The 14,140-nt window shown below is 73.7% G+C and carries 15 protein-coding genes; 11 read left to right on the forward strand and 4 right to left on the reverse strand.

The annotated features are described in order from the left end of the window. Nucleotides 1-30: 30 nt before the first annotated feature. From GCU60_RS12670 to ndk, 3 genes are read left to right on the forward strand one after another with little or no spacing between them, the layout of a single operon-like run. Nucleotides 31-1,398: a bifunctional folylpolyglutamate synthase/dihydrofolate synthase gene (locus GCU60_RS12670; protein ID WP_163205740.1), complete on the forward strand. Its 1,368-nt coding sequence runs from the start codon at nucleotides 31-33 to the stop codon at nucleotides 1,396-1,398. Beyond that, nucleotides 1,395-1,802, forward strand: a complete 408-nt coding sequence (locus tag GCU60_RS12675; protein ID WP_163205743.1) for a DUF4233 domain-containing protein — start codon at nucleotides 1,395-1,397, stop codon at nucleotides 1,800-1,802. The genes GCU60_RS12670 and GCU60_RS12675 overlap by 4 nt, the downstream gene beginning before the upstream one ends. A gap of 11 nt (nucleotides 1,803-1,813) precedes the next feature. Next, a complete protein-coding gene (ndk, locus tag GCU60_RS12680) occupies nucleotides 1,814-2,224 on the forward strand; it encodes a nucleoside-diphosphate kinase (RefSeq protein WP_163205745.1) in 411 nt (136 codons plus the stop codon). Between the two features lie 65 nt (nucleotides 2,225-2,289). Here the strand turns inward: ndk and GCU60_RS12685 are convergent, their stop codons facing one another. From GCU60_RS12685 to GCU60_RS12695, 3 genes are all read right to left on the reverse strand, one after another. Further along, nucleotides 2,290-2,793: a hypothetical protein gene (locus tag GCU60_RS12685; RefSeq protein WP_163205747.1), complete on the reverse strand. Its 504-nt coding sequence runs from the start codon at nucleotides 2,791-2,793 to the stop codon at nucleotides 2,290-2,292. Further along, a complete protein-coding gene (locus GCU60_RS12690) occupies nucleotides 2,790-3,056 on the reverse strand; it encodes a helix-turn-helix transcriptional regulator (protein ID WP_163205749.1) in 267 nt (88 codons plus the stop codon). The genes GCU60_RS12685 and GCU60_RS12690 overlap by 4 nt, the downstream gene beginning before the upstream one ends. 202 nt (nucleotides 3,057-3,258) lie before the next feature. Next, entirely contained in the window at nucleotides 3,259-3,465 is a 207-nt protein-coding gene (locus GCU60_RS12695; RefSeq protein WP_163205751.1) for a hypothetical protein, read from the reverse strand. A gap of 153 nt (nucleotides 3,466-3,618) precedes the next feature. Between GCU60_RS12695 and GCU60_RS12700 the strand changes: the two genes are divergently transcribed. The 7 genes from GCU60_RS12700 (at nucleotide 3,619) to proB (ending at nucleotide 13,462) form a co-directional block, all read left to right on the forward strand. Further along, nucleotides 3,619-5,562 (forward strand): TIGR03960 family B12-binding radical SAM protein, encoded by a 1,944-nt coding sequence (locus GCU60_RS12700; protein ID WP_163205753.1) that lies wholly within the window; start codon nucleotides 3,619-3,621, stop codon nucleotides 5,560-5,562. Then, the gene (locus tag GCU60_RS12705; RefSeq protein ID WP_163205755.1) at nucleotides 5,562-6,329 is read left to right on the forward strand and encodes a TIGR03936 family radical SAM-associated protein; all 768 of its coding nucleotides are present in this window, start codon (nucleotides 5,562-5,564) and stop codon (nucleotides 6,327-6,329) included. Before GCU60_RS12700 ends, GCU60_RS12705 begins: the two co-directional genes overlap by 1 nt. A 334-nt stretch (nucleotides 6,330-6,663) precedes the next feature. After that, nucleotides 6,664-9,870 carry an Rne/Rng family ribonuclease gene (locus GCU60_RS21605; RefSeq protein ID WP_345770566.1) on the forward strand — a complete coding sequence of 1,069 codons (3,207 nt, stop codon included), beginning with the start codon at nucleotides 6,664-6,666 and terminating at the stop codon, nucleotides 9,868-9,870. 208 nt (nucleotides 9,871-10,078) lie between these two features. Then, nucleotides 10,079-10,390: a 50S ribosomal protein L21 gene (rplU, locus tag GCU60_RS12715; protein WP_104524746.1), complete on the forward strand. Its 312-nt coding sequence runs from the start codon at nucleotides 10,079-10,081 to the stop codon at nucleotides 10,388-10,390. A 7-nt stretch (nucleotides 10,391-10,397) separates the two neighbouring features. Further along, nucleotides 10,398-10,655, forward strand: coding sequence for a 50S ribosomal protein L27 (gene rpmA, locus GCU60_RS12720; protein ID WP_163205757.1), 258 nt, complete (start codon nucleotides 10,398-10,400; stop codon nucleotides 10,653-10,655). Between the two features lie 105 nt (nucleotides 10,656-10,760). Next, nucleotides 10,761-12,338 carry a GTPase ObgE gene (obgE, locus tag GCU60_RS12725; protein WP_163205759.1) on the forward strand — a complete coding sequence of 526 codons (1,578 nt, stop codon included), beginning with the start codon at nucleotides 10,761-10,763 and terminating at the stop codon, nucleotides 12,336-12,338. After that, nucleotides 12,335-13,462 carry a glutamate 5-kinase gene (gene proB / locus GCU60_RS12730; protein WP_345770567.1) on the forward strand — a complete coding sequence of 376 codons (1,128 nt, stop codon included), beginning with the start codon at nucleotides 12,335-12,337 and terminating at the stop codon, nucleotides 13,460-13,462. The genes obgE and proB overlap by 4 nt, the downstream gene beginning before the upstream one ends. A gap of 3 nt (nucleotides 13,463-13,465) precedes the next feature. On the opposite strand, the gene GCU60_RS12735 is transcribed toward proB, so the two are convergent. Further along, the gene (locus GCU60_RS12735) at nucleotides 13,466-13,873 is read right to left on the reverse strand and encodes a RidA family protein (protein WP_163205762.1); all 408 of its coding nucleotides are present in this window, start codon (nucleotides 13,871-13,873) and stop codon (nucleotides 13,466-13,468) included. Between the two features lie 63 nt (nucleotides 13,874-13,936). Here GCU60_RS12735 and GCU60_RS12740 point away from each other — a divergent pair. Then, nucleotides 13,937-14,140: TetR family transcriptional regulator (locus GCU60_RS12740; protein WP_163205764.1), on the forward strand; the 204-nt coding region annotated here is incomplete at its 3' end.

The raw sequence follows: 14,140 nt of genomic DNA on the forward strand, positions 1-14,140 counted from the left end.
AGGTAGTGGGCCCCTGGCATCCTGAGCAGGATGAGCAACGGCAGCACCGGTGACCGCTCCCGGGACATGGCCCGGGTGGAGAACGAGCTCCTGGCCAGGTGGCCGGAGAGCCGGCTGGAGCCCTCGCTCACCCGCATCAACGCCCTGGTCGACCTCCTCGGGTCACCGCACCGCGCCATGCCGGTGATCCAGGTGGCCGGCACCAACGGCAAGACGACGACGGCCCGCATGATCGACGAGCTGCTGCGCGGCTTCGGCCTACGCGTGGGCCGCTTCACCAGCCCGCACCTGGAGTCGGTCCGGGAGCGGATCGTGCTCGACGGCGAGCCGGTCGGCGCGGAGCGGTTCGTCGAGGTCTACGAGGACATCGCCCCGTACGTGCAGATGGTCGACGCCGCCGGCGAGCACCCGCTGTCGTTCTTCGAGGTCACCGTCGGCATGGCCTACGCGCTGTTCGCCGACGCCCCGGTCGACGTCGCCGTGATCGAGGTCGGCATGGGCGGCACCTGGGACGCCACGAACGTCGCCGACGCGCGGGTCGCCGTCGTCACCCCGGTGGCGCTGGACCACTCGGAGTACCTGGGCCCCGACGTCCCCACCATCGCCGGCGAGAAGGCCGGGATCATCAAGGCCGACGCGATCGCCGTCCTCGCCCGCCAGGAGCCCGGAGCTCTCGACGCGCTGGTCCGCCGCGCGGTGGAGGTCGAGGCGGTGGTGGCCCGCGAGGGCACCGAGTTCGGCGTGCTCGAGCGCACGGTCGCCGTCGGTGGGCAGCAGGTCCGGCTGCAGGGCCTCGGGGGTGAGTACGAGGAGGTCTTCCTGCCGCTGTTCGGCGCCCACCAGGCGCAGAACGCGGCCACCGCCCTCGCCGCGGTGGAGGCGTTCCTCGGCGCCGGCGCCGCCACCGGGCCCATCGAGCAGGAGACGGTCCGCGCCGCGTTCGCGTCGGTGCGGTCCCCGGGCCGGCTGGAGCGCGTGCGCACCAGCCCCAGCGTGCTGATCGACGCCGCGCACAACCCGGCCGGGATGGCCGCCACCGTGGCCGCGCTCCGGGAGTCCTTCGACTTCACCCGCCTGGTCGGCGTGGTCGGGGCGGTGCACGGCAAGGACGTCGCCGGGATGCTCGCGGCGCTGGAGGAGGTGTGCGCCGAGCTGGTCGTCACCCAGAACAGCTCGCCGCGGGCCATCCCGGCCGACGAGCTCGGTGCGCTGGCCGTCGAGATCTTCGGCGCCGACCGGGTGAGCGTCTCCCCGCGGCTGTCCGAAGCCGTCACCGAGGCGATCGAACTGGCCGAGGCCGGCCCGGACAACGCGCTCGGCGGCTCGGGGGTGCTGGTCACCGGCAGCGTCGTCACCGCCGGTGAGGCCCGCACCCTGTTCGCGAGGAACAGGCCGTGACGGCACCCGACCCGCTCCGGGCGGCCAAGGCGCTGCGCGGCGCCGCGGCCGGCGTCCTGGTGCTGGAGGGCCTGGCCGTCCTCTTCGTGCCGCGCGGCATCGCGCAGACCGACGAGGGGCTCGGGGGAGTGCGGCTCACGCTGCTGCTCGTCCTGTCCCTGCTGCTGATCCTGTCCAGCGGCGTGCAGCGGCGCGAGCGGGGGTTGCTGATCGGCACGGCCCTGCAGGTGCCGCTGCTGCTCACCGGCCTGATGAACAGCGTCATGTGGTTCGTCGGGGGCGCCTTCGTGCTCATCTGGCTCTACCTGCTGCAGGTCCGCAAGGAGCTCGTCGGGAGCCGGTTCGCCCCCGTGGCGGAGGCCCGGACGAGTGACGCCGACGGCGGGGGCCCGACCACCACGTAGGCTCCGGCCCCGTGACTGAACGCACTCTCGTCCTGGTCAAGCCCGACGGCGTCGCCCGTGGTCTCGTGGGCGAGGTGATCACCCGCCTCGAGCGCAAGGGCCTCCGCCTGGTCGCCGCCGAGCTGCGGACGCTGCCCCGCGAGGTCGCCGAGACCCACTACGCCGAGCACCGCGAGCGGCCCTTCTTCGGCGACCTCGTCGAGTTCATCACCGGCGGCCCGCTGCTCGCCCTGGTGGTCGAGGGCCCCCGCGCCATCGAGGCGTTCCGCGCCCTGGCCGGCGCCACCGACCCGGTCAAGGCCCTCCCCGGCACCATCCGCGGCGACTTCGCCCTCGAGGTGCAGAACAACATCGTGCACGGCTCCGACTCGCCCGAGTCCGCCGCGCGCGAGGTGGCGCTCTTCTTCCCCGACCTGGGGTAAGGACCCCCTCGCTCCTCACCGCTCGCACGCTCGCGGCGGGCCCTGCGAGGGGGCCGCCGCGTGCGTCAAAGGTCGGCGTCGGCCGGCTCGTCGGGCGCCGTCCAGGCCAGGTGCCAGTAGGCCAGCAGCCCGGCGGCCATCCACAGCAGGAACCCGAGGCACAGCCCGAGCCCGATCTCATCGGTCAGGGCGACGAGCGTGACCGCGCCGGCGAACGCGGTGAAGTTGAGCCCCCACGCAGGCCACGCCACTGCCACGTACGAGCGTTCCCGCAGTTCCTGCTGGTGCTCGTCCATCGAGCGGCTGCTCCGGTCGAACACCCCGCGGATGCTCAGGTTGAGCAGTGAGTGCAGCGGGATGAACCCGAGCATGCCCGCCGTCCACACGAGGAAGAACCACGTCGACCAGCCCGTGGTGGCCGCGCAGATCAGCGTGGCCACGACCAGCGCCAGGAACAATGCGATCTGGGCGGCCACCGCGCGCCGGCGGACCGGGCGCCTGCGGGCCCACGCGTACCGGCCGTCGTCGAAGGTGCGGGCGAGGTAGGTCTGGTCCGGGGAGATGCTCACGGTGTCCTCCTGAGGAGTTCCTGGCTGAGTGAGGGCAGGGGGTCCAGCGAGAAGATCGCCTCGACCGGGAGGCCGAAGAACCGCGCGATGCGCAGTGCCAGCGCCAGCGACGGGCTGTACTCGCCGCGCTCCACGTAGCCGATGGTCTGCGGATGGACCCCCACGGCCTCCGCGAGTTCCCTGCGGCTGACCCCCCGGTCGGCGCGGAGGACGGCGATGCGGTCGTGCACGCGGTCCGCATCGCTCTTCGGCTGTCTTCCCATACGACGAACCGTAGCATTAATGCGACGACCAGCAACAGTGCTGTTCACCGCTCAGCGCAAGCCGACGGCAACTCCGGGGAAGTTGCTGCCCGTCAGCCCGCTGGAGCAGCTACTTCCCCGAAGTCGCGGGGGACAGGTCGCGCGCCGGCCCCGCAGCCGGCACGCCGATCAGCTCGACGAGCGGATCACCTCGACGAGCGGATCACCTCGACGAGCGGACCACCGCGACCGCGACCAGCACGATGCCCACCAGCAGGCCGATCCAGGACGCCGCGGCCAGGACGGTGCCTGCGCCGCCCTGCGTGGAGTCGTGGCCGATGGCCGTCGCCATGAGGCCCAGCGTGGCCAGCACCACCACGACCCCGCCGACCAGTGCCAGCCGTCCGTGGTCGGTCGTCCGTCGCTCCACGCCGGACCTCCTTCTCGCTCGTCGGGACGTCCAGTCTGCCGCGCGCGCGGGCGGGAACGCCGGGCGCCGGCAGGCACGCCGCGCCGGGCCCGGGACCGCGGCACCCCGCGAGGGGGAGGAGGAACGCAGAGAGCCGTCTACCCTGGACCGGTCATGACTGCAGAGCTCCGCACTGCCACGGGCGAGTCGCTGTACCCGCGACTCGAGCCCTTGCTGGCCCAGGTCCAGAAGCCCATCCAGTACGTGGGCGGTGAACTCAACGCCCAGGTGAAGCCGTGGGAGTCCGCCGACGTCCACTGGGCGCTGATGTATCCCGACGCCTACGAGGTCGGGCTGCCCAACCAGGGCCTGATGATCCTGTACGAGGTGCTCAACGAGCGCCCCGACGTCCTCGCCGAGCGCACCTACGCGGTGTGGCCCGACCTGGCCGGGCTGATGCGGGAGAACGGCGTCCCCCAGTTCACCGTCGACGGCCACCGCTCGGTGCGCGACTTCGACCTGCTCGGCGTCAGCTTCGCCACCGAGCTGGGGTACACGAACCTGCTCGAGGCCCTCGACCTCGCGGGCGTCCCGGTCCACGTCGTCGACCGGGACGAGACGCACCCCGTCGTCGTCGCCGGCGGGCACGCCGCGTTCAACCCCGAGCCGGTCGCCGACTTCGTCGACTGCGCCGCCCTCGGCGACGGCGAGCAGGCCGTCGGTGACATCACCGACGTCGTCAAGGCGTGGAAGGCCCAGGGACGCCCGGGTGGGCGCGAGGAGCTGCTGGCCCGCCTGGCCCGCGTCGACGGCGTCTACGTGCCGCGCTTCTACGCCGTCACCTACGGCGCCGACGGCACCATCGCCGCCGTCACCCGCACCCGCGACGACGTCCCCGAGCGGGTCGGCAAGCGCACCGTCATGGACCTCGACGAGTGGCCCTACCCGAAGACGCCGCTGGTGCCGCTCGCCGAGAGCGTGCACGAGCGGATGAGCGTGGAGATCTTCCGCGGCTGCACGCGCGGCTGCCGCTTCTGCCAGGCCGGGATGATCACCCGCCCGGTCCGCGAGCGGACGATCACCGGCATCGGCTCCATGGTCGAGCAGGGCCTCAAGGCCACCGGCTACGAGGAGGTCGGGCTGCTGTCGCTGTCCAGCGCCGACCACTCCGAGATCGGGCAGGTCGCCAAGGAGCTGGCCGACCGCTACGAGGACTCCAAGGTCAGCCTGAGCCTCCCCAGCACCCGCGTCGACGCGTTCAACGTCACGCTGGCCAACGAGCTGTCCCGCAACGGTCGGCGCAGCGGCCTCACCTTCGCGCCCGAGGGCGGCAGCGAGCGGATCCGCCGGGTCATCAACAAGACGGTGTCCAAGGAGGACCTCGTCCGCACGGTGACGACGGCGTACGCCAACGGCTGGACCCAGGTGAAGCTCTACTTCATGTGCGGTCTGCCCACCGAGACCGACGAGGACGTGCTGGAGATCGCCGAGCTGGCGGTCGAGGTGATCCGCGCCGGCCGGGAGGCCAGCGGGCGCAAGGACATCCGCTGCACCGTCTCCATCGGTGGCTTCGTGCCCAAGCCGCACACGCCGTTCCAGTGGGCGAGCCAGGCCAGCGCCGAGACGATCGACCACCGGCTGCGGGTGCTGCGGCAGGCGATCAACGCCGACCGGCGCATCGGCCGCTCCATCGGGCTGCGCTACCACGACGGCAAGCCGGGCGTGATCGAAGGCCTGCTGTCCCGCGGTGACCGCCGCGTCGGCCGGGTCATCGAGCGGGTGTGGCGCGAGGGCGGCAAGTTCGACGGCTGGAGCGAGCACTTCTCCTACGACCGCTGGGTCGGCGCCGCCACCGAGGAGCTGGCGGGCTTCGGCGTGGACCTCGACTGGTACACCACCCGCGAGCGCACCCAGCACGAGATCCTGCCCTGGGACCACCTGGACTCGGGGCTGGACAAGGAGTGGCTCTGGGACGACTGGCAGGAGGCGCTCTCCGAGGAGGAGGTCGCCGACTGCCGGTGGACCCCCTGCTACGACTGCGGGGTCTGCCCGACGATGGGGACCGAGATCCAGATCGGCCCCACCGGGCGCAGCCTGCTGCCGCTCACCGTCGTCTGATGGCCCGTCAGCCCGACGGCCCGCCGCCGCCGCCGACCGTCCAGAAGCTCCGGATCCGCTACGCCAAGCGGGGCCGGCTGCGGTTCGCCTCGCACCGCGACCTGGCCCGCGCCCTGGAGCGGTCGCTGCGCCGCGCCCAGGTGCCGATGGCGTTCTCGGCCGGGTTCAGCCCGCACCCGAAGATCTCCTACATCGGAGCCGCCCCCACCGGGTCGGCGAGCGAGGCGGAGTACCTGGAGATCGGGGTCGCGATCCGCTGCGAGCCCGAGGCGGTGCGGGCCGCGCTGGACGCCGCCCTCCCGGAGGACATCGCCGTCCTCGAGTGCGTCGAGGCCGGGCAGGGGACCGGCTCGCTGGCCGACCGCATCGACACCTCGGTCTGGCGGGTGGAGCTGCCGGGAGTGAGCCTGGCGGAGCTGCAGCCGGCCGTGGAGCAGTTCCTCGCCAGCGACGTCGTGACCGTCGCCAAGCGCACCAAGAACGGCCTCAAGGACATCGACGCGCGCCCCGCCGTGGCCAGCGCGTCGGCGGCCGAGGAGGCAGGTTGTGCCATACTGCACATGGTCGTCCGGCAGGTCACGCCCGCTGTACGACCGGACGACGTGTTGGCCGCACTGGCTGCCGTCGCCGACCTGCGCCCGCCGTCGCCCCCACGGGCCGTGCGTGAGGCGCAGGGCCGGCTCGACGACACCGGGACCGTGGCCGACCCGCTCGGTCCCGACCGCGAGGCGCGGTCCTCCGTCCAGGAGGAGCACGCCACGGTCTGACCGGCGGAGCCCTCCGGGGCCGACGCCGTCGAGCGACACGGCTGCCAGACGTGACGCGACCCGCTCCGGGCCAACCGGCTCCGGGCGACCCAGACCACCGCACCACCCGCAAGGACCGGCACCACCCGCGCCCAGCACCACCGGGCGCGCGCACCACAGCATTCCGGCCCCCGGTAGCGGCAACCGCCGCGCGGGAGCCGCATCAGACTTCCGCAGGGCGAGCCTGACCGCCGTACCCCGCGCGGCGGCTCGCCCCGCCCAACCCGTGCACCTGCGCGGCCGCCAGTCGTTCCGATCGGCGCCCGGGAGCACCACACAGGAGGCGAGAGCCCTCGTGGCTGACACCGACCACACGAACCCCGAGAACGACGAGGCCGCGACCGGCGCCGGCGTGGACCCGGGCACCCCGCAGCCCGCCGAGGCCGAGGTGACCGGCATGCCGGCCACCCCCGACGAAGGGGCGCCGGCCGAGTCCGCCGGCAGCGAGGCCCCGGCCGACGAGACCCAGACCGACGAGGCCGGGACCGGCGAGCCCGGGCCCGACGGGGCCGGGACCGAGGCTCAGGCTCAGGTCGAGGTCGAGGCTGAGGACGACGAGCACGAGCCGGTGCGGTCGCCCTTCGGCGCGCAGTTCAGCTCGCCGGAGCCCACGGCCGTCGTCGCCCGTCCGCGCCGCCGCGCCACCCGGCCCGCCGGAGCGGCGGAGCCCAGCGCCGCCGAGCCGGTCGCCGTCGCCCCCGCCGCGCCCGTCCCCGCCTTCATCAGCTTCATGGCGCCCCCGGCTGACGTGCCGGTCGCGCCGCGCCGCCGCAGCCGCCGCCCCGCCGAGTCGCCGGACCCCGAGCTCGTCGAGGAAGCGACCTCGGCCCGCGACTCCGAGCAGGACGAGGTCGAGGAGGTCCCCCGCGGCCGGCGCAGCCGCTCCCGCGGGCGCCGTCCGGTCGAGCAGCCGGAGGCCGACACCGACCTCATCGAGGACGAGCAGGGCGAGGACGCCGACGAGCGCGGTGACTCCGGCGACGACTCCGACGAGACCGGTTCCTCGGCCAGCCGTCGGCGCCGTCGGGGCCGTCGTGGCCGCGGCCGCGGCCGCAGCGGTGAGGACAGCGCCGAGGACGAGAACGGTGACGAGCGCCCCGAGGCCGACGAGGACGAGGACGCGGAGCGCGCCGACGAGTCGGCGGAGTCCGACGACGAGGGTGACGGCGAGGGCGAGGAGTCCTCGAGCGGATCGAGCACCCGTCGGCGCCGCCGTCGGCGGCGCCGCAGCGGCAGCGCCTCCGGTGACGACAGCTCGGACGACAGCGACGACGACGACCGGCCCGAGCGCGCGGGCCGCAACGGTCGCAGCACCAGCGACGACGACGTCCGTGGCATCGCCGGCTCCACCCGGCTGGAGGCCAAGCGGCAGCGCCGGCGGGACGGCCGGGACACCGGGCGTCGTCGCCAGCCGATCCTGACCGAGTCGGAGTTCCTCGCCCGCCGCGAGGCCGTGGACCGCAAGATGGTCATCCGGCAGCGCGGGGAGCGGACCCAGATCGCCGTGCTCGAGGACGACGTCCTCGTCGAGCACTACGTGACCCAGGCGCAGGCGACGTCCTTCGCCGGCAACGTCTACCTCGGCCGGGTGCAGAACGTGCTGCCCAGCATGGAGGCGGCGTTCGTCGACATCGGCAAGGGCCGCAACGCCGTGGTCTACGCCGGTGAGGTCAACTGGGACGCCGCGGGCCTGTCGGGCAAGCAGCGCTCGATCGAGACCGCCTTCAAGTCCGGCGACAAGATCCTGGTCCAGGTGACGAAGGACCCGATCGGCCACAAGGGCGCCCGGCTGACCCAGCAGATCAACCTGCCCGGGCGCTTCCTGGTCTACGTGCCCGGCGGCTCGATGACCGGGATCAGCCGCAAGCTGCCCGACACCGAGCGCCAGCGCCTCAAGGACATCCTCAAGCGGATCGTCCCCGAGGACGCCGGCGTCATCATCCGGACCGCCGCGGAAGGCGCCTCGGAGGAGGAGCTCACCCGCGACGTCAACCGGCTGACGGCGCAGTGGGACGTCATCCAGAAGAAGGCGGAGTCCCTCCAGAACGGCTCCGGGAACGCGCCGTCGTTGTTGTACGGCGAGCCCGACCTGGCCATCCGCGTCATCCGCGACGTCTTCAACGAGGACTTCAAGGAGCTCGTCGTCCAGGGCGACGACGCGTGGGACACCGTCGAGGCCTACGTCGCGCACGTCTCCCCGGAGCTGACCGAGCGGCTGTCCCGCTACACCGGCCAGGGCGACGTCTTCCACGACCTGCGGATCGACGAGCAGCTGGCCAAGGCGCTCGACCGCAAGGTCTGGCTGCCCAGCGGTGGTTCGCTGGTCATCGACCGCACCGAGGCCATGACCGTCGTCGACGTCAACACCGGCAAGTTCACCGGCTCCGGCGGCAACCTCGAGCAGACGGTGACGCGCAACAACATGGAGGCGGCCGAGGAGATCGTCCGCCAGCTCCGGCTGCGCGACATCGGCGGCATCATCGTCATCGACTTCATCGACATGGTGCTGGAGAGCAATCGCGACCTCGTGCTGCGGCGGCTCACCGAGTGCCTGGGCCGCGACCGGACCAAGCACCAGGTCGCCGAGGTGACCTCGCTGGGCCTGGTGCAGATGACCCGCAAGCGGGTCGGCCAGGGCCTGCTCGAGGTCTTCTCCGAGCCGTGCGACCACTGCCGTGGCCGCGGGATCATCGTGAGCACCGACCCGGCGGACGAGAAGCGCCGCGGCAACGGGGGCGGCAACGGGGGCGGCGCCAAGGACGCCGGCAGCCCCAAGGACTCCGGCGCCAAGGACGGCGGAGGCAGGGAGTCCGACGGAGGCCGGAACCGGGGCGGCAGGGACCAGGCCCGGGAGGCCGGCAAGGAGTCCGCGCCGGAGACCGGCAACGACGAGAGTGCCGACGCGACCGCCCCGGCGGCACCGGAGGCCGCTGCCGACGGCGAGTCGTCCGAGGGCTCGCGCAGCGGGGGTCGCCGCAACCGGGGTCGCCGCAACCGCGGCCAGTCGGGGGAGGACCGCGCGGCCGAGGACGCCGCCGTGCTGGCCGGGACCACCACGGAGGACACCGCGACGGAGGACACCGCCACGGAGGGCCTCGCCACGGACGGCCGCGCGCCGGCCGAGCCGGTCGCCGACGGGTCCGCCGAGACGGTCGAGGAGGTCGTGCCGCCCGTGCTCCCGCTCGACCCGCCGGGCCACGTGGCCACCGTCCAGCCGCTGCCCGAGACCGTCCCGGTCCCGGCGGCGCCCGCCGAGACGGAGGCCGACGACGTGCTGCCGGCCGGTGAGGTCGGTGCGGTCGAGGTGCCGGAGCAGGACGCGGTGCCGATCACCCCGGCCACCACGGCCGCGGACGTGACCCCCGACAGCGTCGCGCACCGCACCGACGCCGGTGCCGAGGCCTCCGTGGCCCCGGCTCCCGCGGACGAGGAGGCGCCCGTGGCGCCCTCCCGTCCGCGCCGCCGCCGGGCCGCCAGCCGTCCGGCGGGCCCACCCGCCTGAGGCCCCGTCCAGAGGCTCGCCCCGAGCGTGCGAGGGGTGAGGAGAACGCGGTCCTTCGATCGGGTACGCTGGTCGGGTTGCTGCGCCACCGCGCAGGCGCTTCCGGGCGCCGCCGGGACGGCGTGCGCAGCCAGTCCAAGCACCCGGCGCCCCCCGGTCGTGCGCGCCGGACACAGAGCTTGACGTAGAAGCGAACGAGGAGTCAGTGGTGTACGCAGTGGTGAAGGCCGGCGGCAGCCAGCACAAGGTGGCCGTGGGCGACACGTTCACGATCAACCGCCTGGCTGGTGCGGCGGGCGACAAGGTCGCTCTCCCGGCCATCCTCCTGGTCGACGGTGACACCGTCACCAGCGACGCGGCGGCCCTGGCCAAGGTAACCGTGACCGGTGAGATCGTCGAGCACGGCAAGGGCCCGAAGATCCACATCCACAAGTTCAAGAACAAGACCGGCTACCACAAGCGGCAGGGGCACCGTCAGCCCCTGACCAGCGTCGTGGTCCGCGACATCTCGAAGGGCTGACGACGACATGGCACACAAGAAGGGCGCTTCGTCCTCCCGCAACGGCCGCGACTCGAACGCGCAGCGCCTCGGCGTCAAGCGCTTCGGCGGCCAGCTCGTGAAGGCCGGCGAGATCATCGTCCGTCAGCGCGGGACCCACTTCCACCCGGGTCTCGGCGTCGGCCGGGGCAGCGACGACACGCTGTTCGCGCTCGCCGCCGGCTCGGTCACCTTCGGCACCAAGCGGGGACGCAAGACGATCTCGATCTCCGCGGTCGAGGCCTGAACTTCCGTAGCAGTTCCGCTCACGAGCGCACGGGCCTGTGGCCCGTGCGCTCGTGGCGCTTGACAGGTAGGTAGGAGGCGGCGCGGATTCGTCCGCTCGACACACATGGCCGCTTTCGTCGACCGGGTCACCATCCACGTCGCCGCCGGTAACGGCGGGCACGGGGTGTCCTCGGTGCACCGCGAGAAGTACAAGCCGCTCGGTGGGCCCGACGGGGGGAACGGCGGGGACGGCGGGGACGTCGTCCTCGAGGTCGACCCCAGCGCGCACACCCTGCTCGACTTCCACCACCGCCCGCACCAGAAGGCGGCCAACGGCCGTCCCGGCGCCGGCAGCAACCGGCACGGCGCCCGCGGTGAGGACCGCGTGCTGCGCGTGCCCGAGGGCACCGTGGTGACCACCCCGGACGGTCGGCAGATCGCCGACCTCGTCGGCGCCGGCACCCGCGTCGTGCTCGCGCACGGCGGCAAGGGCGGCCTCGGCAACGCCGCGCTGGCCAACGCCCGCCGCAAGGCCCCCGGCTTCGCGCTGCTCGGCGAGCCGGGCGAGGCCTTCGACGCCGTGCTGGAGCTCAAGAGCATCGCCGACGTCGGCCTGGTCGGGTACCCGTCGGCCGGCAAGTCCTCGCTGGTCGCCGCCATGTCCTCGGCGCGCCCGAAGATCGCCGACTACCCGTTCACGACGCTGGTGCCCAACCTCGGCGTGATCCGTTCCGGCGACACCGTCTACACGATGGCCGACGTGCCGGGCCTCATCCCCGGCGCCTCCACCGGCAAGGGCCTGGGGCTGCAGTTCCTCCGCCACGTCGAGCGCTGCGCCGTGCTGGTGCACGTCGTCGACATGGCGACCATGGAGCCCGGCCGCGACCCCGAGAGCGACATCGAGGCCCTCGAGCACGAGCTCGCCGAATACGGCGGCGAGGAGCTCGACCTCGTCGGCCGGCTGCGCATCGCCGTCCTGAACAAGATCGACGTGCCCGACGGGCGCGAGCTGGTCGACCTGGTGCGGGCGACGCTGGAGGCCCGTGGCCTGGCCGTCTACGCGGTCAGCGCGGCCACCGGCGAGGGGCTCAAGGAGTTCGGCTTCGCCCTCGCCGCGGCGGTCGAGGAGCACCGGGCGGCGCTGCCGGCCCCCGAGCCGGTCCGGATCACGCTCACGCCGCGCGCCGTCGACGACTCCGGCTTCACTGTCGAGCGCGACCCCGACGACGCGGACGGCTTCGTCGTCCGCGGCGTCAAGCCCGAGCGCTGGGTGCGCCAGACCGACTTCACCAACGACGAGGCGGTCGGGTTCCTCGCCGACCGGCTCAACCGGCTGGGCGTCGAGGAGCAGCTGGCCAAGGCCGGCGCCCGTGAGGGGGACGCGGTCACCATCGGCGGCGTCACCTTCGACTGGGCGCCGACGCTGCCCGCCGGGACGCTCACCGCCGAGGAGTCGGCCGGCCTGGGTGGCCGGGGCACCGACAACCGGCTGGAGAACAACGAGCGCCTGGGCGCGGCCGAGCGGCTCGCCGCCAAGAAGGCCCGCCGCACGCCGTTCGAGGTGTCCGACCAGGGCTGGACCGACGAGGACCTGTCCGGCCTGGACGACACCGACATCGACGACGACGAGGACGACGCGGACGACGACGCCCCGGTCGACGGGGCGACGGCCGGCGAGGCCCTGGTGGACGGCGACCGGTGACCGGCGCGACCACCGCCGCACGCCCGGAGATCGCCGGCGCGGGGCGGGTCGTGGTGAAGGTCGGGTCCTCGTCGCTCACCACGCTCGCCGGCGGGCTGGACGCCGACCGGCTGACGGCGCTGGTGGACGTGCTCGCCGCCGTGCGGGGCGCGGGCCGCGAGGTCGTGCTGGTCTCCTCCGGCGCCATCGCGGCCGGTCTGGCGCCGCTGGGCCTCGACGGGCGCCCGCGTGACCTGGCCACCGCGCAGGCAGCGGCCAGCGTCGGGCAGCTGCGCCTGGTGCAGACCTACGCCGACGCCTTCGGCCGGCACGGGTTGACCGTGGGGCAGGTGCTGCTGACCGCCGACGACCTGACCCGTCGCAGCCACTACCGCAACGCCCGCCAGACCGTCGACCGGCTGCTGGCCCTCGGGGTGCTGCCGATTGTCAACGAGAACGACACGGTCGCCACCGAGGAGATCCGCTTCGGCGACAACGACCGGCTGGCCGCGCTGGTCGCGCACGTCTCCCGGGCCGAGGCCCTGGTGCTGCTCTCCGACGTCGACGGCGTCTACGACGGCGACCCGCGCACCGGCCCGGCCCAGCTGGTCGACACGGTGCGGGATCCCGCCGACCTCGCCGCGGTCACCCTCGGGTCGGCCACCCGCAACGGGGTGGGCACCGGCGGGATGGCGACCAAGGTGGAGGCGGCGTTCATCGCGGCGCACGCCGGCGTCCCCGTCGTCGTCACCTCCACCCCGCAGGCCGCCGGTGCGCTCGCCGGGCACCAGGTGGGCACGCTGTTCGCCCCCATGGGCAAGCGGCCCAGCGCGCGCCAGTTCTGGCTCCGCTACGCCAGCCGCCCGCGCGGCCGGCTGATCCTGGACGACGGTGCGGTCACCGCCGTCCGCGAGCGGCACGCCTCCCTGCTGGCCGCCGGCATCACCGGGGTGGCCGGCGAGTTCCTGGCCGACGACCCGGTCGAGCTGGTCGGGCCCGACGGCGCCGTCGTCGCCCGGGGCCTGGTCGCCTACGACGCCCGGGACATGCCCTCCCTCCTCGGGCGCAAGACCGGTGACCTGCCGCCGGAGCACCGGCGGGAGGTCGTGCACCGCGACGAGATGGTGCTGGTCGGCCGGCGCTGAGCGCTACGGCAGGACGGCGATGGCGTCGACCTCGACCAGGAGGTCCGGCTCGCCGAGCCCCGTCACGCTGATCAGGGTCACGGGCTTGGTTGGGTCCACGCCGAGCCGTGCGGCTGCCCGCCCGACTCCCGCGCCGAGATCGGGCAGCAAGTCCGGCGTCCAGTCCACGACGTAGACGGTCAGCTTGGCGACGTGGTCGAACGTGCCGCCCACCGCCGCCAGTGCGGTGGCCACGTTGACGTAGGCCTGCTCGACCTGGGCGGCGAGATCGCCCGGCCCCACGGGCGTGCCGTCGGCCGTGCGGGCGACCTGCCCGGCCAGGTAGACCGTCCGGGAGCCGCTGGTCACGGCCATCTGGCGGTAGAACTCGGGAGCCGGGATCCCCGGGGGGTTGTGCAGCTCGACGGTCATGGCGTCCTCCTCGGTGGGGTGGTGATGGGCGTTATGCAACACCGTTACGGTATGCTGCGCAACATGCCTCGCGTCGCCGATCCCGCCGTCCGCACCGCCCTGGTGGAGGCCGCGGCGGAGATGCTCGCCGGCCGGTTGCCGGTCACCGCCCGATCGCTCGCCGACCGGGCCGGCACCTCCACCACCGCCCTCTACACGCACTTCGGCGGGATGCCGGGGCTGTGGCGGGCGGTCCGCCAGGAGGGGTTCACCCGGCTGGCCGCGCGA

Source organism: Blastococcus saxobsidens (assembly GCF_010682065.1).
Lineage (GTDB): Bacteria > Actinomycetota > Actinomycetes > Mycobacteriales > Geodermatophilaceae > Blastococcus > Blastococcus saxobsidens_B.

Coding starts and splice junctions, on each gene's coding strand:
- GCU60_RS12700 (WP_163205753.1), top strand. CDS start 3,619: ATGACTGCAGAGCTCCGCACTGCCACGGGCGAGTCGCTGTACCCGCGA.
- GCU60_RS12735 (WP_163205762.1), bottom strand. CDS start 13,873: ATGACCGTCGAGCTGCACAACCCCCCGGGGATCCCGGCTCCCGAGTTC.
- GCU60_RS12690 (WP_163205749.1), bottom strand. CDS start 3,056: ATGGGAAGACAGCCGAAGAGCGATGCGGACCGCGTGCACGACCGCATC.
- GCU60_RS12705 (WP_163205755.1), top strand. CDS start 5,562: ATGGCCCGTCAGCCCGACGGCCCGCCGCCGCCGCCGACCGTCCAGAAG.
- GCU60_RS12670 (WP_163205740.1), top strand. CDS start 31: ATGAGCAACGGCAGCACCGGTGACCGCTCCCGGGACATGGCCCGGGTG.
- rpmA (WP_163205757.1), top strand. CDS start 10,398: ATGGCACACAAGAAGGGCGCTTCGTCCTCCCGCAACGGCCGCGACTCG.
- obgE (WP_163205759.1), top strand. CDS start 10,761: ATGGCCGCTTTCGTCGACCGGGTCACCATCCACGTCGCCGCCGGTAAC.